22 protein-coding genes are annotated in these 20255 nt (G+C 34.1%); 14 read left to right on the forward strand and 8 right to left on the reverse strand.

All coding sequences use genetic code 11. From position 1 onward, the window contains the following. Window positions 1-62 precede the first annotated feature (62 nt). Window positions 63-902: a 1,4-dihydroxy-2-naphthoyl-CoA synthase gene (locus ACJJVJ_RS03680; RefSeq protein ID WP_405369065.1), complete on the reverse strand. Its 840-nt coding sequence runs from the start codon at window positions 900-902 to the stop codon at window positions 63-65. A gap of 34 nt (window positions 903-936) precedes the next feature. After that, window positions 937-1203 carry a hypothetical protein gene (locus ACJJVJ_RS03685; protein WP_405369067.1) on the reverse strand — a complete coding sequence of 89 codons (267 nt, stop codon included), beginning with the start codon at window positions 1201-1203 and terminating at the stop codon, window positions 937-939. Between the two features lie 272 nt (window positions 1204-1475). Between ACJJVJ_RS03685 and ACJJVJ_RS03690 the strand changes: the two genes are divergently transcribed. From ACJJVJ_RS03690 to ACJJVJ_RS03725, 8 genes are all read left to right on the forward strand, one after another. Continuing rightward, window positions 1476-1886, forward strand: a complete 411-nt coding sequence (locus ACJJVJ_RS03690; RefSeq protein ID WP_405369068.1) for a DUF2452 domain-containing protein — start codon at window positions 1476-1478, stop codon at window positions 1884-1886. Window positions 1887-2044: 158 nt separating this feature from the next. Then, a complete protein-coding gene (locus ACJJVJ_RS03695) occupies window positions 2045-2407 on the forward strand; it encodes a BlaI/MecI/CopY family transcriptional regulator (protein ID WP_298952622.1) in 363 nt (120 codons plus the stop codon). Continuing rightward, the gene (locus ACJJVJ_RS03700; RefSeq protein WP_405369071.1) at window positions 2404-3675 is read left to right on the forward strand and encodes a M56 family metallopeptidase; all 1272 of its coding nucleotides are present in this window, start codon (window positions 2404-2406) and stop codon (window positions 3673-3675) included. Before ACJJVJ_RS03695 ends, ACJJVJ_RS03700 begins: the two co-directional genes overlap by 4 nt. 85 nt (window positions 3676-3760) lie before the next feature. After that, window positions 3761-5179, forward strand: a complete 1419-nt coding sequence (locus tag ACJJVJ_RS03705; RefSeq protein WP_405369073.1) for a M56 family metallopeptidase — start codon at window positions 3761-3763, stop codon at window positions 5177-5179. Between the two features lie 348 nt (window positions 5180-5527). Next, window positions 5528-5656, forward strand: coding sequence for a hypothetical protein (locus ACJJVJ_RS03710; protein ID WP_262497522.1), 129 nt, complete (start codon window positions 5528-5530; stop codon window positions 5654-5656). Window positions 5657-5842: 186 nt separating this feature from the next. Continuing rightward, complete coding sequence (locus ACJJVJ_RS03715; protein WP_405369075.1) at window positions 5843-7036, forward strand: PQQ-dependent sugar dehydrogenase; 1194 nt, start codon at window positions 5843-5845, stop codon at window positions 7034-7036. Between the two features lie 131 nt (window positions 7037-7167). Next, complete coding sequence (locus tag ACJJVJ_RS03720; RefSeq protein WP_405369076.1) at window positions 7168-7602, forward strand: c-type cytochrome; 435 nt, start codon at window positions 7168-7170, stop codon at window positions 7600-7602. Next, the gene (locus ACJJVJ_RS03725) at window positions 7602-8693 is read left to right on the forward strand and encodes a hypothetical protein (RefSeq protein WP_405369077.1); all 1092 of its coding nucleotides are present in this window, start codon (window positions 7602-7604) and stop codon (window positions 8691-8693) included. Before ACJJVJ_RS03720 ends, ACJJVJ_RS03725 begins: the two co-directional genes overlap by 1 nt. A 12-nt stretch (window positions 8694-8705) precedes the next feature. Here the strand turns inward: ACJJVJ_RS03725 and ACJJVJ_RS03730 are convergent, their stop codons facing one another. Continuing rightward, the gene (locus ACJJVJ_RS03730; protein ID WP_405369078.1) at window positions 8706-9041 is read right to left on the reverse strand and encodes a DUF2853 family protein; all 336 of its coding nucleotides are present in this window, start codon (window positions 9039-9041) and stop codon (window positions 8706-8708) included. Window positions 9042-9105: 64 nt separating this feature from the next. Then, a complete protein-coding gene (menD, locus tag ACJJVJ_RS03735) occupies window positions 9106-10776 on the reverse strand; it encodes a 2-succinyl-5-enolpyruvyl-6-hydroxy-3-cyclohexene-1-carboxylic-acid synthase (RefSeq protein WP_405369080.1) in 1671 nt (556 codons plus the stop codon). A gap of 372 nt (window positions 10777-11148) precedes the next feature. Here menD and ACJJVJ_RS03740 point away from each other — a divergent pair, with 372 nt between their 5' ends. Next, window positions 11149-11337, forward strand: coding sequence for a hypothetical protein (locus ACJJVJ_RS03740; protein WP_105023025.1), 189 nt, complete (start codon window positions 11149-11151; stop codon window positions 11335-11337). A gap of 9 nt (window positions 11338-11346) precedes the next feature. Here the strand turns inward: ACJJVJ_RS03740 and ACJJVJ_RS03745 are convergent, their stop codons facing one another. Together ACJJVJ_RS03745 and ACJJVJ_RS03750 are read right to left on the reverse strand one after the other, a co-directional pair. After that, window positions 11347-12390 carry an isochorismate synthase gene (locus ACJJVJ_RS03745; RefSeq protein ID WP_405369082.1) on the reverse strand — a complete coding sequence of 348 codons (1044 nt, stop codon included), beginning with the start codon at window positions 12388-12390 and terminating at the stop codon, window positions 11347-11349. Window positions 12391-12420: 30 nt separating this feature from the next. After that, the gene (locus ACJJVJ_RS03750) at window positions 12421-12834 is read right to left on the reverse strand and encodes a hotdog fold thioesterase (RefSeq protein WP_405369084.1); all 414 of its coding nucleotides are present in this window, start codon (window positions 12832-12834) and stop codon (window positions 12421-12423) included. 35 nt (window positions 12835-12869) lie between these two features. Between ACJJVJ_RS03750 and ACJJVJ_RS03755 the strand changes: the two genes are divergently transcribed. The 4 genes from ACJJVJ_RS03755 (at window position 12870) to ACJJVJ_RS03770 (ending at window position 16081) form a co-directional block, all read left to right on the forward strand. Beyond that, window positions 12870-13514, forward strand: coding sequence for an alpha/beta hydrolase (locus tag ACJJVJ_RS03755; RefSeq protein WP_405369086.1), 645 nt, complete (start codon window positions 12870-12872; stop codon window positions 13512-13514). A gap of 2 nt (window positions 13515-13516) precedes the next feature. Further along, window positions 13517-14095, forward strand: a complete 579-nt coding sequence (locus ACJJVJ_RS03760; protein ID WP_405369088.1) for a non-canonical purine NTP diphosphatase — start codon at window positions 13517-13519, stop codon at window positions 14093-14095. 52 nt (window positions 14096-14147) lie between these two features. After that, entirely contained in the window at window positions 14148-14966 is an 819-nt protein-coding gene (locus ACJJVJ_RS03765) for a carboxypeptidase-like regulatory domain-containing protein (protein ID WP_104516256.1), read from the forward strand. 158 nt (window positions 14967-15124) lie between these two features. Next, window positions 15125-16081 (forward strand): M28 family metallopeptidase, encoded by a 957-nt coding sequence (locus ACJJVJ_RS03770; RefSeq protein ID WP_405371225.1) that lies wholly within the window; start codon window positions 15125-15127, stop codon window positions 16079-16081. A gap of 485 nt (window positions 16082-16566) precedes the next feature. On the opposite strand, the gene ACJJVJ_RS03775 is transcribed toward ACJJVJ_RS03770, so the two are convergent. Beyond that, window positions 16567-18117, reverse strand: a complete 1551-nt coding sequence (locus tag ACJJVJ_RS03775) for a DEAD/DEAH box helicase (protein ID WP_245890732.1) — start codon at window positions 18115-18117, stop codon at window positions 16567-16569. A 145-nt stretch (window positions 18118-18262) separates the two neighbouring features. On the opposite strand from ACJJVJ_RS03775, the gene ACJJVJ_RS03780 reads away from it, so the two are divergent. Further along, complete coding sequence (locus ACJJVJ_RS03780; protein WP_104516252.1) at window positions 18263-18886, forward strand: YqaA family protein; 624 nt, start codon at window positions 18263-18265, stop codon at window positions 18884-18886. A gap of 467 nt (window positions 18887-19353) precedes the next feature. On the opposite strand, the gene ACJJVJ_RS03785 is transcribed toward ACJJVJ_RS03780, so the two are convergent. Next, entirely contained in the window at window positions 19354-20241 is an 888-nt protein-coding gene (locus tag ACJJVJ_RS03785; RefSeq protein ID WP_405369090.1) for a flagellar motor protein MotB, read from the reverse strand. Window positions 20242-20255: the final 14 nt, after the last annotated feature.

Genomic DNA, 20255 nt, shown 5'->3' on the forward strand with positions numbered 1-20255 from the left:
AAAATAAAAAAGTGCCAATTCTTTAAATTGACACTTTGTAATTTTTATCTTTTCTAAAAAAATTATGGAATATAACGATCATTACCCCATTCTGGAGCACGTTTTTCTAAGAACGCTTCTCTACCTTCTCTAGCCTCGTCAGTCATGTAGATAAGACGTGTCATTTCTCCAGCAAACACCTGTTGTCCTACCATACCGTCATCAGTTGCGTTAAGAGCAAATTTTGCCATTTTTATAGCAATAGGAGATTTTTTAAGTATTTCTTGTCCCCAGTCATAAGCCGTCTGGTCCAGTTCTTCATGCGGTACAACCGCATTTACCATTCCCATATCCATTGCTTCTTGAGCACTATACGTACGACCTAAAAAGAAAATCTCGCGAGCTTTTTTCTGCCCTACCATTTTTGCTAGGTATGCACTACCATAACCAGCATCTACACTAGCTACATCAGTGTCAGTCTGTTTAAAAACACCATGTTCTTTACTCGCTATAGTCATGTCACATACCACATGTAAACTGTGTCCACCACCTACAGCCCAACCAGGTACTGCACAAATAACCACTTTAGGCATAAAACGTATCATGCGCTGCACTTCTAGAATATTTAATCTACCAGTACCAGAGTCATCTTTATAGCCATCGTGTCCACGAGCATTTTGATCACCACCACTACAAAAAGCCCAACCACCATCTTTCTTAGAAGGTCCTTCTCCAGTGAGAATAACCACACCTATAGAAAGATCTTCTTGTGCGTCATAAAAAGCCTTAATAAGCTCGCTCACCGTTTTAGGTCTAAAAGCATTGCGCACCTCAGGTCTATTAAAAGCTATACGGGCTATACCGTCTGCTTTTTTATAAGTAATATCTTCAAATTCTATTGCTGTTTTCCAGTTAATGGACATATGATTCAGTTTTTATACAAATATAAGGTCTATCCTATTTATACCACACACGTAACACTTGAATCATATACACATGACCACCGTGCATGTTCAGTCTATTTTGCTTTTTATCATTTTTTACGTGAGGGTGTTTAGGCACCACCACCGTTTCTATATTTATAATCTCGTTATTATAATTTTTTCTAGTCCATTCATTTAATCGCACCATAACTTGGTTTTGATTTTCATAAACCCTTCCTGTCCAAAATTTCTTCTCTAAAACCTGAGGCTCAAAATCTATAAAGTGTATTTCGTTTGTCATACTTTATATGTATCGGTAAAATGATATTTGTTACGCTTTCGCGAAAGCGAGTTTCATCAAGTCATCCTTACCGTTCATAGAATCAGAAAGTACTATCATCTAATCACCGTGTGTAAGAACCTTATCTGTCAGTAATTTAGCATAGGAGTTCATCAGTTGTAGGGGATTGATGAATTAACATAATCGAGGCAGATGCATCTGTCTCGATTTTTTGTTTAAGAAATTCATGTTAATGTTCTACAAAACAGAATTTCAAGTCGTAAATTTGTAATATGAGCGAGGATAAAAAACCAGATTACGTAGTATATGATGAAGAGACAGGAACTTATAATGCTGCACTTCTTCCCTATTCTAGTGGTGTTGCCGCTCCTAAAATTACCACTCCAGATATTACCTCATGGAAACAGACTAACATTAATAAAGTCAACCATGAAATCAAATCCCAATTTGACCAACTTAAAGAGCAATATGATGCTATGGTTAAAAAATTTGAGGATAACCAATTGGTCTATGGAGCAAAATTCTCTTTTGAACCTATAGTGGGCGAAATCTATCACCTATATAAAGGACGTAAAGATGGACAGCCATTCTTATCTGTCATCGATCCCTCAGAATGTTCTTGGGATTTTGTGGGTACTTATAGACTTACTTCTGAAAAACTTTGGGAAGAAATAAACGCTTAATTTCTATCACCACCTTTCAACACATCTTATCGATTTGTATAATAATTGATTAACCACCTGATTTAATTGTGTTTAATTAATTATTTCATATTATTCAACTAAAATATTAGTTTAAACTAAATAGTTAGTTTAAGTTTGAACTAAGAACTTAGTTAAATATGAAAACACTTACCACTGCCGAAGAAGAGATAATGCAACACCTATGGTCGCTTAAAGAAGCAAACGTAGCGAGCATTATAGAAAAAATGAAATCTCCTAAACCTGCCTACAATACCGTTTCTACCATAATTAGAATTTTAGAGAACAAAGGTTTTGTGGATTATCGCAAAGAAGGTCGTGGACATATCTATTTTCCTAAAGTAAATAAAGAAGCCTACACTGCTGCCACTGCTGGTAAACTAGCTAGTAATTACTTTAAAGGTTCTTTTAAAAATATGGTGTCTTTCTTTATGGAACAAGAAGACCTAAGTGTACAAGACCTAGAAGAGATATTAAATGATATTAATAAGAAGAAATCATGATAGACTACTTATTAACTGTTCTCATATTACATGTTTGTGCATTTGCCATATATGAATTGCTTCTTAAAACCACCACTTTTTTAAATGGCAATCGCTCCTATCTTTTGATCGTTCCAGTAATAATATGGTTCATCCCTCTTATAAATATTGATTCTTTGAATCAAGAACCAATTGTAGAAGAAATTCTAGTTCAAAATTCTACGGTACAAGAAGAGCTTAACATAAGTCCTGTAGATTATCAAGCTATTGAAATCCCTACTGAATTGAAAACTAAAGAAGAAACTTCAATTACCTTTTCTTGGTGGTGGGTTTACTTCTTAGGAGTAGGGATATCACTGACTTATTTTATAAAATCCTTTTATAATTTAAGAAAGGTAAAAAGTAAAGGAACTTTAAAAGAACTTAACGGTGTTAGGTACTATCAAATCAATGATAGTAAAATAGCACTGTCATTTGTAGGCTCTATTTTAATAGGTGATCAAATAAAAAAAGAACATCTACCAGCTATACTCAATCATGAGCATATTCACATTATTGAAAAGCATCATCTTGACTTAATATTCTATCAATTATTGAACATAATGATCTGGTTCAACCCTTTTAATTATTTTTTCTTAAAAAGATTAAAATTAGTCCACGAACTTTTAGCAGATCGTATGGTTGCCGAGTCGTTTGGAATAAAAAACTATGCACATTTATTATTAAAAGAAACCTTTGACACCAATGAAATACAGTTTGTCAATATGTTTTTCAGCTTTAAAACTATTAAAACCAGAATATCTATGTTACACAAAGAATCTACACCTAAAATTGCCAAAATACGATATGCAACTTTATTAATCGTTCTATTATCTGCTGTTGTTTATACCTCATGCACTACTGCCAAAGAGAAAGAATTGAGCCTTGAAGAACAAATAAGTAATCTAGATAAAAGGCTGAAATCTTCTGACTCTGTAAGCTTTAAGAATATTAAAGCTATTTATGGCTTGCTAAGTAAAGGCTATACTTTTGAAGAAGGGGCAGAATATGCTCAACTTATAAATGAAGAAGATGAGAAAATGCAACGAGAATTTGAAAAATCTCCAGAAGGTGTTGCTTTAAAATTAGAATTAGATAGTATCGCATCTAATAGAAAAATGGATGATGCTATTTTAAAAAGTTTAAAGGCAAAAGATATAACTAGTAAGGAGTATGCAGAATTTATAAAATGGCTAAACGATAGTATCGATACCTCAAATATGAAAATATCTGTAAATCCTAAAAACTAACTATCCATTAACTACAGAAAATTGATTTGCTCCATAATTAAAATTATTATTCCGCTTTTGCGAAAGCGGAATTTAAAATAAAATCATGATACAACATATCTTACACAGCTCTTTACTTGCCGTATTATTATATGGTGTTTACCATCTTTTTCTAAGAAAAGAAACGTTTTTTCAATGGAATAGAGCTTATTTACTAGCTATTCCTTTGCTTAGCATAACCATTCCGTTTTTGAGCGCGCCTTTTTCTATAGACATGACTCCAACGGTAATCGATGAGGTAGTACCACTCGCATCGGTAGATATAGGTAATGTATCTATGATAAGTGAACAACCTATTACCATAAAGACATCAAAACCTATTGATTACAAAATGATCGCCGTGAGTATATATAGTATAGGTGCATTTATCAGTCTTCTCTTTTTTCTATATAATGTGGCCAGCATAAAAGAGATGATTAGGTTAGGAACAACTCATTTCAAAGATGGAATATGGATCACTAAAACATCTCAAAAACTTACTGCTTTTTCATTTTTTAAAAATATAGTGATAGATGAAAATCTAGACCCTAAAAAGGTAGATGAAATATTAAATCATGAAATTATCCATGTAAAACAATGCCATTCTTGGGACCTGATGGCCTATGAGGTGTATAAAATCATTTTCTGGTTCCACCCTATTTGTTATATCGCACAAAAAGAATTAAAACAAGTCCATGAATACATCGTGGATGATGTTCTAATTAAAAATCAAGAATCAATAACCTATCAAGAGTCTTTATTAAAAACTGTTTTTGGAGCAGAACAATTTTCACTTGCTAGCTCTTATTTCAATAAATCACTTTTAAAAAACCGAATCCTTATGTTACAAAAAAAGAAAAGTACCGCAAAAGCTTTATTTAAACTAGCTTTCTTATTTCCTATAGTATTGGGTAGTTTGATTTTTACAACTTGTACTCAGGATGTGGAAGAGTTAAGTAATTTAGACACACCTGAGAAGGTTTTAAATGATTCAAGACTAGAATTTTTACCAAGGCTCTCTACTTTTGAATACGGAAAAAAAGATTTTTATAAAGGATTAAATGATGATGATATTGCTTTTTATCATTCCTATTATGATAATCTTTTAAACAATAATAATTTAAAAATTTCTTCTAAAGAAGATATTTTTAAATTGATGCACTCACCAGAAGGAAAAAAACATCTTGAAATCACTTCTATAATTAATGCTAATTCTAAGACATTAATTGTAGACGACGTGAACACCAATTTTCATATTCTAACAATTCATGAATCACCAGATGGTGAACCATCATTTTCTGGTGGTCCTACAGCATGGGATTCTAATGCTACTGATGATCTTGTTGATATTTATTTGAAAGGAATAAACAAAAATCGTGTATCTGACTTAACAGAAACAGAATATAGAGGCTTGGTCAAATTAATTGAAAGAAAGGTTACGTCTATTGAACCTTCTTCTAGTGCTGAAACCTATCTTCCTTTTTAATCTATTCCACTTTCGCGAAAGCGAAACAACAACAATCAAAGCGATTCTTTACTAAAAAGAATCGCTTTTATATTTTATAGCTAAAAATATTAGCAATGTAACCATTTGAATAACAGTATTATAAATTAAAATCGAATATTATTTGTTTATTTTACTGTAACAATTGAAAAGCGTGGTCGTCTATTAGATATAACCACAAAATAATAATATTATGAAAACTTCAACAGGATTTTTAAACGGAAACCAACAGACTACTAACAGAACAAGCAATGCAACTACTTTTTCTGATTCATGGAACTCTAGACGTCGTTATAGATAATTTAAACCTCAACTCTTAAAACTTTTATTATGAAAATTTCACAAAAAATATTGAGCCTTAACTCTGACTTTCCTATCCTATCTAGAAATAGATCTATAGATGAGAATAACCCTTTTAATGAAAACATGGAAGCCACAAATACCTTCTTTTTATGCTAGGCAGCATGAAGCCGCAAAGACATCTAGATAATTTTGAATTAGCCTTCTTAAATCTTTTTACTTTGCCTGATAGACTTCACAAAACCACCAAAAACAACTGAATCCCTTAGTTAGCGCTAAGGGATTTTTACTTTTATTAACGTTTTGGCAGCTGGTAACAATTATTTTTAAGCCAAATTACTGATTATGAAACATCTCTTCACTCTTTTACTACTTGCTACTCTTGTTTTAAGTTGTAAAAATGAATCTAAATCAAATGAAGCTATTGTGGCTATACAGACTAATAGCAACACCATTACTAGTATAAATAGTAATCAACAAATACCACTTGTTGAAAACATACCACTTATTGAAGATCAAAAAAAGTATACGGTTACACCTGTAATTGAGGGATTAAACAATGCCTGGGGAATGACATGGTTGCCTAATGGTGATCTTATCTACACAGAAAAAGAAGGAAAACTCTATCGATATGATGGTACAAAATCTATAGAAATCACTGGTTTACCTGAGGTATATTTACGTGGTCAAGGTGGTTTACTCGATGTAATAACACATCCAGAATTTGATAAAAATGGGCGCATTTACATTTCTTATGCAAGTGCAGAAGGTGAAGGATCTGGCGGGAACACGGCTATTGCTACGGCTGTTCTTAACAATGATCAATTAACAGATTTAAAAGTACTTTACAAAGCGACACCTAATACTAGAAAAGGACAGCATTTTGGCTCTCGATTTGCTTGGGATAGTGATGGTTATTTATACTTTTCTATAGGTGAGCGCGGAGAACGAGATGTGAATCCGCAGGATTTGAGTCGCGATGGTGGTAAAATATACAGACTGCATGACGATGGTAGCGTGCCTGCTGATAACCCTTTTATAGATATCACTGGTGCAAAAACTGCTGCTTTTACTTATGGAAATAGGAATCCGCAAGGGATTACCGTACATCCTAACACAGGTGAAATAGTGAGTCATGAACATGGTCCACAAGGTGGTGACGAGATAAATTTTGTCAAACCTGGCCGCAATTATGGCTGGCCAGTAATAAGCTATGGAGAAAATTATGGCGGTGGAAAATTTGCCGAAAGTACTGCTAAGCAAGGAATGGAACAACCTTTCTATTATTGGGTGCCTAGTATTGCACCTAGCGGATTTGCTATTCTAGATAACACGGCTTATGGCGACTGGAATGGAAATTACTTAGTAGGTTCTTTAAAGTTTCAATACTTAGAAATGCTTTATGTAAATGATAATGCAGTTACAAAAAGAGAAAAACTAGTAGATGGTATAGGACGTCTACGCAATGTAAAAATAGGGCCAGATGGCTTTATTTATATAAGTGTAGAAGGAAAAGGTATTTTTAAAATCACAAAGTAATTTACAGTTTTATGTAATCCATTTAAAGGTACGGTCAGATAAATAAACCGTTTTTACTCGATAAAAATTGTGCCTTTTAAACCTTTCCATTTACAAATGGAATTGTATTTTTAAACATCAAGAAAACCATTATGAAATACGTATATCTATTACTACTAGCCATCGCTATAACTAGCTGCGGTAATGATAAAAGAAAATCTACATTAGGTAGTAATAATGTAGAGACTACACCTACTACACCGCTAGAAAAAAGTGTAAAACGTGGAGAAGATATCTTCGGCGAGTTGTGTGTTACCTGTCACATGCCTACTGGTAAAGGTGTCCCGGGCGCATTCCCACCACTTAACCCATCGGACTGGTTAACTAACAAACGTATAGCAAGTATACATGCAGTAAAATATGGTCTTAAAGGAGAAATTACCGTAAATGGTGCTGCATATAATAGTGTCATGCTGCCATTAGGACTAGATGATAAAGAAGTAGCAGATGTTATGAATTATGCCATACAGACCTGGAACACTGGAGATATGGTTACAGAAGAAGAGGTTAAGGCTGTGGAGAAGTAATGAAATACCTTCTTTTCCTTTTTATTCTATTTGCTTTTATTTCTTGTGAGGAAAAGATTGATAATAAGCAACTGCCTTATGGATATTATGAGGATAATCATTGGGAAGATTTAAAGTCTTATAATTTAAATGGTAAGGTAAAAAGTAGAGATTCCTATTATCTAGAGGTATACGATTATCCTAGCAGCTTGACGCTAAAAGACTCTATCCCAAAAAAATACTACTCCATAAAATTTAATGATAAAGGCTACCTAACTTATAGAAAAGGAAATAATTGGCCTATAGAAATAGATACTACAATAACTATTTTCAAATACCATTATCCTGAAAGTTTTGAGGCAGTTAACTTAGCAATCATAGAATCTGGTAATAAAAAAAAAGTATTTACTTGGGATGAACTAGATAGAGTTACTGCGATTAAGTATTTTGATAATAAACAAGATTCTATTCCCACTTCGATAAAACGTTTTGAATATTTAAAGGAGACTAAATTTAAAACTAAGGATTCTGATCATGAAGGTGATAATAGTATTACATCTTACATTAGTTTCAATTTTGATGAAGAACAAAAGTTTATAGGATGGGAACAATATTGGGGTAATCCATTAAGATTAGCAGAATCTCTACAAATAAATTATGATAAAAATCATATACCTGTTTCTACTATTAGGTATGAGAAATTTTATGATTCAGTCTTACCGACCACATTTAAATCTAAATTATATCTAAATAAAAAAAATCAAGAAGTGGATCACGTATTCTATAATAAAGATAGCACCGCTATATTGAAGAAGTTTGTTTTCAAGTATAATGAGTATGATCGATTAATATTCAAAGAATATCGTGATAACGAGAGTAAGAGGTATGAAATTAATGAGTATAACTATGAAAATGATTTATTAAGATCTGAAAAATATACTAGATGGGAACCAGCTAGAGATACGGTAATAACTAAAACTTTATTCAAATATGACAATCAAAATAATTGTATTGAAGAGCTCCATTATTTAGTAGAATCGAGCACAAGTTACAGTACTTCAAAAACTAAAAAATCCCATCTCTTTTCAAGAGATGGGATTTTTACTATATAATTATATCTAGTTCTAGTTATAGATAGATTCTTTACCGTGGTGTACACAAAGCATGTAATAAATAATAGCGCGATACTTAGCACGCTCACTTTTACCATACTTCTCAATTACAGCTTCTACAGATGCCATAAGGTCATCTCCAGTAAGTCCTAATTTTTTCTGTAAATAATTTTTTACTACACGTTCCATTTCTGTTTTCTCAGCACTTACAGTTTCAGCATCTCTATTATAAATAGATGGACCTAATCCTTTAGTTACTTTTCTAAGAAGTTCTTCATCTAGCTTACCGCCTACTTTTTCTTTGTATGCTGCTATATATTTCTCTACTCTTTCATCAAATTTACTCATAATGTTTATCTTGAAGTATTAGTTATTAAGTTAAAAGTATGCCTTAAAGATAACAAGTTAAGTTCTATTTTAAAAATTTAAAGTAATCTAGAAGAACGGTATCATTTATCTGTCTAGGTGTAAATACTTCTAACAACTGCGGTCCTTTATTACTAGTAAACAATAGGTTGCACGCTTTCGCGAAAGCGGACTCTTCACTAACACTTTGATAATTCACACCATGCATTTTACAAAGGTGTACTGCCGTTAAATCATGTTGAGTTTCAAAATAAGTCTGAAACTCGTCAGTCTCTTTATGACCTGGTAAAATCCTGAATATCCCACCACCAGAGTTATTTATGACTATAATCTTAAAGTTATCAGGTATATAGTTATTCCATAACGCATTAGAATCATAGAAAAAGCTTAAATCTCCTGTTATAAAAACTACTTGCCTATCGCTAGCCATTGCCGCTCCTATCGCTGTACTCGTACTACCGTCTATACCACTAGTACCTCGATTAGAAAAAACAGTGTGTGACTCATTCATCTGGAATAACTGCGCATACCTTATCGTGCTGCTGTTACCTAACTGTAGTACTATATTATCTGGTAAACTAGGGAAAATATGTTCAAAAGCTTTAAAATCTGACCACGGCATTTGCGCAAAGTAATCCTGCCTTTTAACTAGGTAATTTTTGAAATGTGACAGCCATCTATCTTGATAGTTACTATCTATATAGTCTTTAGGTAGCTGTTGTACCCATTTTTGTGGTTTTACCTTAATATGTCCTGCTAGCTTAAAGAACGTATCATAGGCACGTCTTTTACCGACGTGATAATGTACTTTAGTCTCAAAGCGTCTTAGGTATTGTTTTATCTTTTTAGATACAATCATACCGCCTATAGTGATAACTAGGTCTGGCTGCAGGTCTTTTATCTGGTCATCTTCCTTTTCTATAGGAGCAATTAAGGTGTCTATTCCCCATATTACCTTTTCATGAACCACATTACTACTCACCTCACTCATTACAAGAACACTAGGGTCACTGGTAAGTATATCTAGGTCTGCATTATCAAACACCGGCGGATTCAATGTCGCGAGAATGACTAGTTTCCTTTGAGCGCTCTTCCATTGATCTATAAAGCTATCTGGTATCTCGCTAAATTCATTCTTCAATAAATCAATAACCTTAACCTCTAAAGATGGCTTTTCTACTTTATTATATAACGGTTCTTCAAATGGTATATTAATATGTACCGGTCCATGCTGAGAAATAGCAGTGTTAATCGCTTTATTGATTAATCGCTCGTTAGTCGCGATACCTTCTTGGTTATCAATAGATGATAACATCTCTAACTGCGTATCATATAAAATATGATTTGCATACACACCTTGTTGTCTTATAGTCTGGCCGTCACCTATATCGATTTTATGAGGCGGACGGTCTGCACTGAGAACTATTAAGGGGATTTCAGAATAATAAGCTTCTGTAACCGCAGGGTAGTAATTTAAAAGTGCACTACCACTAGTACATAATACAGCAACAGGTTCTTGTAATTGTTGCGCCATACCTAATGCCACATGAGCTGCACAACGCTCATCTACAATACTGTAACAATTAAAATAATCGTTTTCTGAAAAACCTATTGTTAAAGGCGCATTTCTAGAACCTGGAGAAATGACAATGTTTTTAATACCTCTTTCTTTAAAAAGAAGTACAACCTGCTGGGCATGTAGAATTTCTGGATACATATATAACAAAGGTAAAGATGCCAGTCGCCGCATACAACATACTTAACAGCTTCTTCTCATAAAATTAGATTCCTATTTTTGAAACCTTAACAAATTCACCAGTATCCTGCGTTACAGCACCTCCATATGGCACTATTGTGTACGAAATCACCTCAAAAGATACTTTTAAACAAGTGATGTGCAGAGATAATAACATTGAACATAGTCTCTACCATCGATCAATAACTTCGCCCGTTACTACTCAGCTATACAATTGTCTTTTTATCTATATAATACTGAGTATTAAAAGTTCAAATGCAAGATTTAGAAATTTGCCCTAGTTTATTTCATTAAAAATAACTAAGTTTAAGTTCTATTAAACCAGCCCTAACTATGATTATAATTAAATATCTTGTTTTTTATACGTTTGTAGGATTCTACCAGTCTACAGTTTTTATAAAGTCTTCTATAAGAGCAGCTATAAACTACATTAGATCGTTAAATGAAAGTCGTAATGAGCAAGGACAGGTTGTAGGTTTTAAAACGACACTGTTACGAACAGCATTTAGAAGTATTCTTTAACAGCACTGTTTATACTAACTTTTTCATAGTGGATAGCTTGTTGAGCGTTTCCTCAAATTCTGCATTTGGATCACTCAATGCTGTAACACCACCACCTACATAGATATCTACTTGATCATCATGCAGCTCCATACATCTTAAGTTCACAAAATAACTCGCGCTGCCCTTGTCCACCATACCTAAATAACCAGTGTAGAAAGAACGATCATAATTTTCGTTCTTATTGATAAAGTCCAGAGACTCATTTCTAGGCATACCACATACCGCAGGTGTAGGATGCAATGCATCGATAAATATATTCTTATCCTTAGAATTTACCGTGGCAGTGATATCTGTTCTTAAATGAATAAGTTTACCAGCACGTACCGTTTTAACGTCTGATTCTTGAATGTTATCAGCACCACTTTCTTGTAAATTATGAATTATAAAATCGGTAACTAATCGTTGTTCTTCTAGCTCTTTTTTACCCCAAATATGTTCTTCATTTTCTTGATAAAGAGCCGTACCAGCTAGGGACATTGTTTTAAGTTTTACACCATCTATTTGGACCAAAACCTCTGGAGTTGCACCTACCCATTTCCCTACTTTAGGATGATAAAAAAAGTAACAATTTGCTGCTGGATATGCATCTAGTAAATCAGTTAAAATCTCTGTATCTGATTTTGAATTTTGAAAAGATTGCTTGCGCGAAAGAACAACCTTTTTCAAACTAGATTCTTTTAATCTAAGAACCGCCTTTGCCACTAGATTTGTGTACCTTTTTTGCTCCTCGCCATCTACTAAACGTACTGCATTTAAAAGTTCTTTGGGCGTTGAGTTCGTATTTTTATAAGTAAAGTTATAATCTTCTTGAGCTATTATAAAAACCTGGTCTTCTGATTTTTGAAATTTCGAAAAAACACCATAAGTCATGTTGTCAGGTGCGCTTTTATGCCATTTTTGATCTCGTTGTGAGAGTATGCGCACAGTATCGCTATTCACCTGTCTAATTAACAAGAAAGGTAGTTCTTTTTTAAGTAGTAATGCCGTGTATGAGAGTAAATTTTCGCGCAAGCGGTATAGGAATAATAGTGAGTAAAAGTGTTATTTTTTGAGAGCTATGGTGGTTAATTTACATATAGAAACAAGCCTCTCTTCTTCATCTGTAATTTTGATTTCCCAGAGCTGTGTTGTTCTTCCTTTATGTAAAAAACGGGCCGTTGCAAACACGTGTCCATCTTTCTTAGATCGCGTGTGGTTTGCACTTATTTCTAGACCTCTAATCGCAAAGTTATCGGTATCTAAAAACATATAACTAGCAGCACTACCTACACTCTCGGCAAGAGCAACACTTGCACCTCCATGCAACACTCCATCTGGCTGATGCACTTTGTGAGTTACTGGCATTCTAGCCGTTAAAAAATCTTCTCCTACATCAATAAAATCGATGTCTAACGTCTCCATGAGTGTATTGCGGCAAATAGCATTACAACGCTGTAGTATATCTTCTTTGTCCATATCTTTACCAAAAATAAGTCATACCGATAGAAAAAATGGTAAAAACAGTTTCCTATACTCATACTAATTCTTACGAGACACTTTTTGAATTAACAGATAAGACTAAAAATATCTGGATATGCTTTCATGGTTTAGGTTATCTAGCTACCTATTTTAAACGTTATTTTGAAGGCTTAGATTCTCAAGAGAACTATGTAATCGTTTTACAGGCTCCGTCTAAATCTTATATAGGTAAAGGCTTTAAACACGTAGGTGCATGCTGGTTAACAAAGGTGGACACGACTCAAGAAATGGGTAACAACCTCAACTATATTCATGAAGTACTTAAAACCGAAAATCTCATAGGTGATCCACGTGTTTTATTAATGGGATACTCTCAAGGAGTTTCTATCGCTACTCGATTTTTAAAATCTTACCATCATAAAATAAAAGCGCTTATCATGCATAGCGGCAGCATACCAGCAGAACTAGACGCTAGTGATGGCAAGCATTTTAGAGACACCTGTTCTAGATTCATTCACATAGCAGGAACGCTAGACGAATATTCTAATGAAGAAGTAATAAAAAGGGAAAGTAAAAAGATAGAACTTCTCTTTGGTACAAAATGTGAGTTATACCAACCAGAAATTAAACATGTGGTACACGTACCACTTATTTTAGAAATTGCTAAAAGTCTATAAACATGGAAATCATCTTTGCTACACATAATCAGAATAAATTAAAAGAAGTACAAGCGTTAATGCCTTCTTACATCAAACTTATAAGCTTAGAAGATCTAGGTTTTGATGAGGACATACCAGAAACATCAGGTACAATTGCTGGTAACGCCATTCAAAAGGTGGAGTATTTAAAAAACAGATTTCAACAACCCATTTTTGCAGACGATACTGGACTGCTGGTTGAAGCGCTAGGTGGAGAACCTGGTGTGTACAGTGCGAGATATGCTGGCGAACAAAAAAGCAGCGAAGACAACATGGATTTATTGCTTAAAAAGTTAACAAACAATAACAATAGGTCTGCGCGCTTTGTCACTGCTATTGCCTTAGATTTGAATAATAATCAAACTCTCTTTGAAGGAGTTTGTGAAGGTTCTATTTTGTTAGAAAGAAGTGGTTCAAAAGGTTTTGGCTACGACCCTATTTTCCAGCCAGACGGCTATGAAAAATCCTTTGCAGAAATGACTCTTACAGAAAAAGGTGCTATAAGTCATAGAGCAAAGGCTCTGAGAAAGCTCATAGACTACCTGAAAGAAGTTAATTAAATTATAAATTCACTTTAAATAAGCACATTAGCTTAATTTAGCTCAGATAATTATGAAATTACAACACTACATCCTACTCTTCTGCTTTACCTTAAGTATTTCAATTAGTAATGCTCAAGAAGAGAAATCAGAAAGCAAAACTACTTCTCCCATATCTGGCATGGTAAAGGGAAAAGTTCTTAACGCAAAAGATAATACCATTCTTGAGAACGTTAACATCGTTAACTTAAATCAGATCAAAGGTACCATTACCACTAAGGAAGGACTATTTAAAATCGCTGCCAAGGTAAATGATACGTTATACTTTTCTTATTTAGGTTTTGAAACCATTAATGTAAGAGTTACTGAGGATTGGTTAAAATTTGGTGATGTTACTATTTCTATGACAGAAAAAGGTATCGCACTAGACGAAGTAACGGTTACAGAGACTTCTCTTACAGGTTTCTTAGAAATAGATGCAAAGCGTGCTCCTATTTATGCTACTAGAAGATATAAGATAAGTGGTCTACCTAAAGGTTATGAAGCTGGTGACAGTGAACCTGGTGCTATTACAAATGTTCTAGAAAGTGTATTTAATCCTGCAGATTTCCTTTACAACACCTTTGGTAAAAAAGGAAAATCTATGCGCAAGCTAAGACAGGTAAAACAACAAGACGAGATTAGAAACTTACTACAAAGTAAATACGACAGAGAGACTCTGATGAATTTACTTCAACTAGACAAAGTTGATATAGATGGAATCCTTAGAAATTGCCAATATTCTAAGCAGTTTATTGAAACTGCAAACGATCTTCAAATACTAGATGCTATCAGCGAGTGTTATGAAGAATACAAGATATTGAAGACTTCTAAAGACAAAAATAAAAAATAACCAAAATCAAACTTGTGAATTACAATCACCTATTATCTTATGCTCTTGCAGCTACCCTTTTAACCAGCTGCATTAACATGAAAGGAAAAGACGGCGAACCTGGAAAAAGTGGAGAGCCTGGAATTAATGGACAAACTGGAGAAGATGGTGCCGATGGTATGTCTGGAAATACCGTTAGAGATTACTCGCAAGTAGACATCATGTCTTATGCAAACACGATTACTGAAAAGGAATTAAAAGAACAACTCTATTTTTATGCAAGTGATGAAATGGAAGGCCGCGCTACTGGTAGTCCAGGTCAAAAAAGAGCTGTAAACTACTTAAGAGAGCAATACAAAAAAATGGGCGTTGCAGGCGGTGGAGAAAATGGAGATTATTTTCAAATCGTACCTGGAAAAGCATTTGGAAAACCTGAACTTTCTTCAGAAAATGTACTTGCTTTTATAGAAGGAACTGAATTTCCTGATGAAATCCTTGTCATCTCTGCTCACCTTGATCACGTAGGTATGCACGATGGAAAAGTTTTTAATGGCGCTGATGATGATGGTAGTGGTACCATCGCTCTACTAGAAATTGCTGAAGCCTTTAAACAAGCGGCAAATGACGGTTATGGTCCTAAAAGATCCATTCTTTTTCTTCATGTAACTGGAGAAGAAATAGGTCTTAAAGGAAGTAAGTATTATGCAAACAACCCTATCTACCCTATGGCTAACACCATTGCAGATCTTAATATAGATATGATAGGTAGAATAGACCCTGCACAAAAGGACAATCCAGATTACGTTTACCTAATAGGTAGTGACATGCTCTCTCAAGACTTACACGATATCTCTGAGGCAGCAAACAAGAAATCTGTTAATATGAGACTTGATTACTCTTACAACGGTAAGGACGACCCTAATCGTTTTTACTACCGTAGTGATCATTACAATTTTGCAAAGAACGACGTGCCTGTAATTTTCTATTTTAACGGTACTCATGAAGATTATCACAAAGCAACTGATACTCCTGATAAAATTGAATACAAATTATATCAAAGAAGAGCTAAGTTAATTTTTGTAACCGCATGGGATGTGGCAAATGCAGATAAAAGACCTGCACTTACAGATAAATAAGAAGTATTATATTTGATACAACACAAAGCGTTAACTTTTAAGTTAGCGCTTTTTTTATTTTACATTATGTTATACTGGTTTCATAAGGCAGTAAATTTTATAGCGAGCCTATTCTTAATAATTTGCATGCTATACACGGCAATTTTATTTATCGGCTTATTAAAAGGAGTTCCTAAAACAGAAGTAACCATTGATTTTCTACATAGAAGCTCCATAAGTTACCTTTTTGCACTACTCCTGCTTTGGGACCCTAAATCAATCAGAGAACACCCTGAAGTTGATTTACTCCGACTACGCACTTTTCGACTTCAAAAAGAAATGATCTCTAAAAGAAATAAAAGCCCTTTTCTTAAACGTCTTATGACACTTCTATTAATTTTAAATTTATTTTTCTGGCTTATATATGTGGCATAAAAAAAGGCACGATTTACATCGCACCTTTTTTTGATATGTGTTCCGCTTTCGCGAAAGCGGTATAAATACAATTATTCTGAATCAGATTCTGCTGCGGCCTCTATACCTGCAAATTCTTGCTGTATAGACATCCTAAGACGACGGTAATAGTCTTCTTCTAACCAATCCTTATAGTTGTTAGTATTATTGATAATACAGTATGCATAACGTCTAATACGATCTTTAATATCTTCTTTCAGTAATTTTGCTAAAATACGAGCGTCAAAAACGTCCTCACTATTCTCTACACACCACTGCACGTGTTGCGCGATAGACTCATCCAGTACGTCTTTAGACTTACGGTTTTCCTTGGTAATACGTTTATAGGCTCCTTTGATATCAAAGGTAAACTCTGTAGTATTAGGAAATTCTGCTTTTGTAGAATCTGGTAGAGTATAAACAAAGTTGCGTTCTATCTCTTCGTCAGACACAATGTTCTCCACATAGAAATCTGGAGATCTAAACACTTGCTGCCAGTCTACAGGCTCATTCCATAAACCAAAACGAGCAACATTGTTACCTAAATCAATGATTTGGAATTCTTTTTTATCCTTAAGAACACGAGAACCACGACCTATCATTTGATAATAAAGAGTCAGTGACTTTGTCGCTCTATTTAAAACGATACACTCTACACTAGGCTCATCAAATCCAGTAGTTAATATACTTACTGAGGTTAAAACCGCATCTGGCTTTTCTTTAAACCATCTTAGAATCTCTTTACGCTCTTCCTTAGTATTAGTATTATCTAAGTGTCTTATCTCTATTCCCGCACGTCTGAAGGTGTCCTCTACCTCAATACTGGTTCTAATACCGTTATTAAAAATAAGAGTCTTTTTACCTTTTGCTACTTCATTATACGACTGGATCAATTTATCCTGCATGGTTGTCGCAGTATAAAGTTTTTCACTTGATTTTACCGTATAATCTCCATTCATACCTATGGTAAGGCCACTTAAACCTACATCATAAGTATGCGTTACTGCTTGTGCAAGAAACCCTTTTTCTACTAGAGATGTAATGCTATTACCTACTATAAGCTCTCTATAGTTATCCTTCATAGGCAACTTAAAGTTAGAACTTAAAGGAGTCGCTGTAACACCTAGCATGAAACAGTGATCAAAGTACTTAAATAATTTTCTAAAACTATTGTAATGCGCCTCATCAATAATAACTAGACCTATGTCATCTAGTTCTAGTTTATCATCTTGAATACGGTTATTCAAGGTCTCTACCATGGCTACAAAACACTCATAATCCTTCTGGTCATCTAATTCTTTAACCTTAGAATTAATCACTTTGTTCTTTACATCAAAACCATTAAGCATTTTTGACGTTTGCTTACACAGCTCAATACGGTGTGTAAGGATAACCACTTTCTTACCTTTTTCTCTGATGTACCTGCGTACAATTTCAGAAAAGACCACTGTTTTCCCTCCACCTGTAGGCAACTGATATAGAAGGTTATAATCGTCTTTTTGATTGTTTATACGATCAAAAATCGCTTCCAGATCGCGTTCTTGATAATCGTATAAAGATTTAATCTTACTTTCTTTTTTCATCGTCATTACTCTGGATTTCATTTTTGAGATTTGCAAAAATACTGCTTTTTTAAGGTTATTATCCTTTGTTTACTGTTAAGAATCTTAGATAATTTTAATTGATAAGATTTTAACGTGATAAAATAGGTTTTAGTAGTAATTTTGTCTTACCAAAACAAACAGATAAGTGGAACATTCAACGACTAAGAAAAAACCATGGTTTCAACCAGATCGCGCTCATAAATACTATAAGCTTACCGGCTTCTATAAATTTGTGGTCGATAGTATCAAGAAATCCATGCCACCTGTTTTAGTAGTGGTTGCTATTCTAGCCGTTGTTCATTTTACCGTAGATGGTGGTTTAATGGGCTTACTAGAACTTGCTGTAGAAAAGCTACCTGACTATGGTGTTTTAGGTTTTTTCTATGTATCAGAAACTGTTTTAGGATTAATCCCACCAGAATTATTTATAGCATGGGCTGGAGAGACGGCTACTCCTGTACTTAATCTATTTCTTATCGCATTGTTTTCATATCTAGGTGGTTTTACATCGTACTGGATCGGAAGAAGAGCTTTAAAAATACCTAGTTTACATAATTACCTAGAAGTAAAAATGGCCAAACAACTTGTTATGGCTAGAAAATGGGGTGGCGTTCTTATAGCCGTAGGTGCTTTATTACCACTTCCTTTTTCTATGGCTAGTCTGGTCGCTGGTATGTTACGTTATCCAGTTAAAAATTGGGCACTTGTAGGTTTGTTGCGTTTCATACGTTTTGCTCTTTATGGTGCAGCTATATTTTCTTTAGTATAGATTTAATGCGGTTCCGCTTTCGCGAAAGCGAGAAAATTATTCTGACTTTTCTTTAAAACTAATACTTAAGAAGCGTAAATCGCCTCTACAGGTTTTGTACTCACGTGCGTTAATCTCAATGAAAACCTCACGAATAGCTTCTAGATGTCATAAATCCTTAGTTAAAAGAACATAATAAGCTTTTTACAAGTTTGGTATAATTAAGCATTATAGACTGCGTGTAAATTTATGTATTTGACTTTTGAGAAATTTAGTGACTTTAAACAATACCATTAAACTCTTTATTCTCGCATACATTTCAACCTCATTAAGGTTTTAACAGCATTTCCTATAGTAGTTAGTTATAAACTGCCATTGAGAATTATTTTGGAAATTTGCTCTATGTGTTATAGGTTAGAAAATTCTTAAACAAAAAAAGCACCTACTTGCGTAGGTGCTTTCTATTCATCTAGAAGAATAAGAACTAATTAGTTCTTGTTCATTTCAGTTTCTTTCTTTGCATTTTCTTTTGCTTCTTCCATTCCTTTTTCTACCATATCAAAGAATTGGTCTAACTTAGGAAGAACAACGATTCTAGTACGTCTATTCTTAGAACGTCCCTCTGCAGTGTCGTTACTGGCAACTGGAATGTAGTAAGATCTACCTGCTGCAGTCATGCGCTCTGGCGCTACACTAAACTCCTCTTGCAATACTCTAGTTACGGCAGTTGCTCTAGCTGTACTTAACGCCCAGTTATCAGAAAATTTTGCAGACGATATAGGCTGGTTATCTGTATGACCTTCTACCATGATGTCTATTTCTGGCTTATCGTTAACTACTTTTGCAACCTTACCTAAAACCACTTTTGCATTATTATTAATTCTATCGCTACCACTAGAGAACAATAATTTATCAGAAATAGAGATGTAAACCACACCTTTCTCTACATTAACATTAATATCCTCATCTTGTAGATTACCTAGAGAGCTCTTTAAACTAGTAACTAGCGCAAGTGTTACACTATCTTTCTTTGTAATGGCATCGTTTAAAGATTTGATTTGCAGATCTTTTTCTCTGATACTCTCTAAAGAACGTTCTAAATTACGACTACCTTGAGTTGATAACGTTACTAACTCACCTTGGTTATTTAAAAGTGCGCTATTAGAATTCTTTAAAGTAGCTATCTGGTCTTTAAGTGCTTCTAGTCTAGCTTGTGATGCTTTTTCATCAGATAGACATGCATTTAATTTTACTGTAGCGGTATCTAATAGCTCTTTAGTTTCTTGCTGTTTTGCGAGTGCTGCCTCAAGATCTTTTTTAGATGCACATGACACTAAAAGTCCACCTGCAAGCAACATTAAAAATATTTTTTTCATTTTAATATGAGATT

Source organism: Nonlabens sp. Asnod2-A12, assembly GCF_045063745.1.
Taxonomy (GTDB): domain Bacteria; phylum Bacteroidota; class Bacteroidia; order Flavobacteriales; family Flavobacteriaceae; genus Nonlabens; species Nonlabens xylanidelens.

Coding starts and splice junctions, on each gene's coding strand:
- ACJJVJ_RS03690 (WP_405369068.1), top strand. CDS start 1,476: ATGAGCGAGGATAAAAAACCAGATTACGTAGTATATGATGAAGAGACA.
- ACJJVJ_RS03760 (WP_405369088.1), top strand. CDS start 13,517: ATGGAAATCATCTTTGCTACACATAATCAGAATAAATTAAAAGAAGTA.
- ACJJVJ_RS03740 (WP_105023025.1), top strand. CDS start 11,149: ATGATTATAATTAAATATCTTGTTTTTTATACGTTTGTAGGATTCTAC.
- ACJJVJ_RS03705 (WP_405369073.1), top strand. CDS start 3,761: ATGATACAACATATCTTACACAGCTCTTTACTTGCCGTATTATTATAT.
- ACJJVJ_RS03785 (WP_405369090.1), bottom strand. CDS start 20,241: ATGAAAAAAATATTTTTAATGTTGCTTGCAGGTGGACTTTTAGTGTCA.
- menD (WP_405369080.1), bottom strand. CDS start 10,776: ATGTATCCAGAAATTCTACATGCCCAGCAGGTTGTACTTCTTTTTAAA.
- ACJJVJ_RS03695 (WP_298952622.1), top strand. CDS start 2,045: ATGAAAACACTTACCACTGCCGAAGAAGAGATAATGCAACACCTATGG.
- ACJJVJ_RS03680 (WP_405369065.1), bottom strand. CDS start 902: ATGTCCATTAACTGGAAAACAGCAATAGAATTTGAAGATATTACTTAT.
- ACJJVJ_RS03775 (WP_245890732.1), bottom strand. CDS start 18,117: ATGAAATCCAGAGTAATGACGATGAAAAAAGAAAGTAAGATTAAATCT.
- ACJJVJ_RS03720 (WP_405369076.1), top strand. CDS start 7,168: ATGAAATACGTATATCTATTACTACTAGCCATCGCTATAACTAGCTGC.
- ACJJVJ_RS03710 (WP_262497522.1), top strand. CDS start 5,528: ATGAAAATTTCACAAAAAATATTGAGCCTTAACTCTGACTTTCCTATC.
- ACJJVJ_RS03755 (WP_405369086.1), top strand. CDS start 12,870: ATGGTAAAAACAGTTTCCTATACTCATACTAATTCTTACGAGACACTT.
- ACJJVJ_RS03725 (WP_405369077.1), top strand. CDS start 7,602: ATGAAATACCTTCTTTTCCTTTTTATTCTATTTGCTTTTATTTCTTGT.
- ACJJVJ_RS03765 (WP_104516256.1), top strand. CDS start 14,148: ATGAAATTACAACACTACATCCTACTCTTCTGCTTTACCTTAAGTATT.
- ACJJVJ_RS03770 (WP_405371225.1), top strand. CDS start 15,125: ATGTCTGGAAATACCGTTAGAGATTACTCGCAAGTAGACATCATGTCT.
- ACJJVJ_RS03700 (WP_405369071.1), top strand. CDS start 2,404: ATGATAGACTACTTATTAACTGTTCTCATATTACATGTTTGTGCATTT.
- ACJJVJ_RS03715 (WP_405369075.1), top strand. CDS start 5,843: ATGAAACATCTCTTCACTCTTTTACTACTTGCTACTCTTGTTTTAAGT.
- ACJJVJ_RS03750 (WP_405369084.1), bottom strand. CDS start 12,834: ATGGACAAAGAAGATATACTACAGCGTTGTAATGCTATTTGCCGCAAT.
- ACJJVJ_RS03730 (WP_405369078.1), bottom strand. CDS start 9,041: ATGAGTAAATTTGATGAAAGAGTAGAGAAATATATAGCAGCATACAAA.
- ACJJVJ_RS03685 (WP_405369067.1), bottom strand. CDS start 1,203: ATGACAAACGAAATACACTTTATAGATTTTGAGCCTCAGGTTTTAGAG.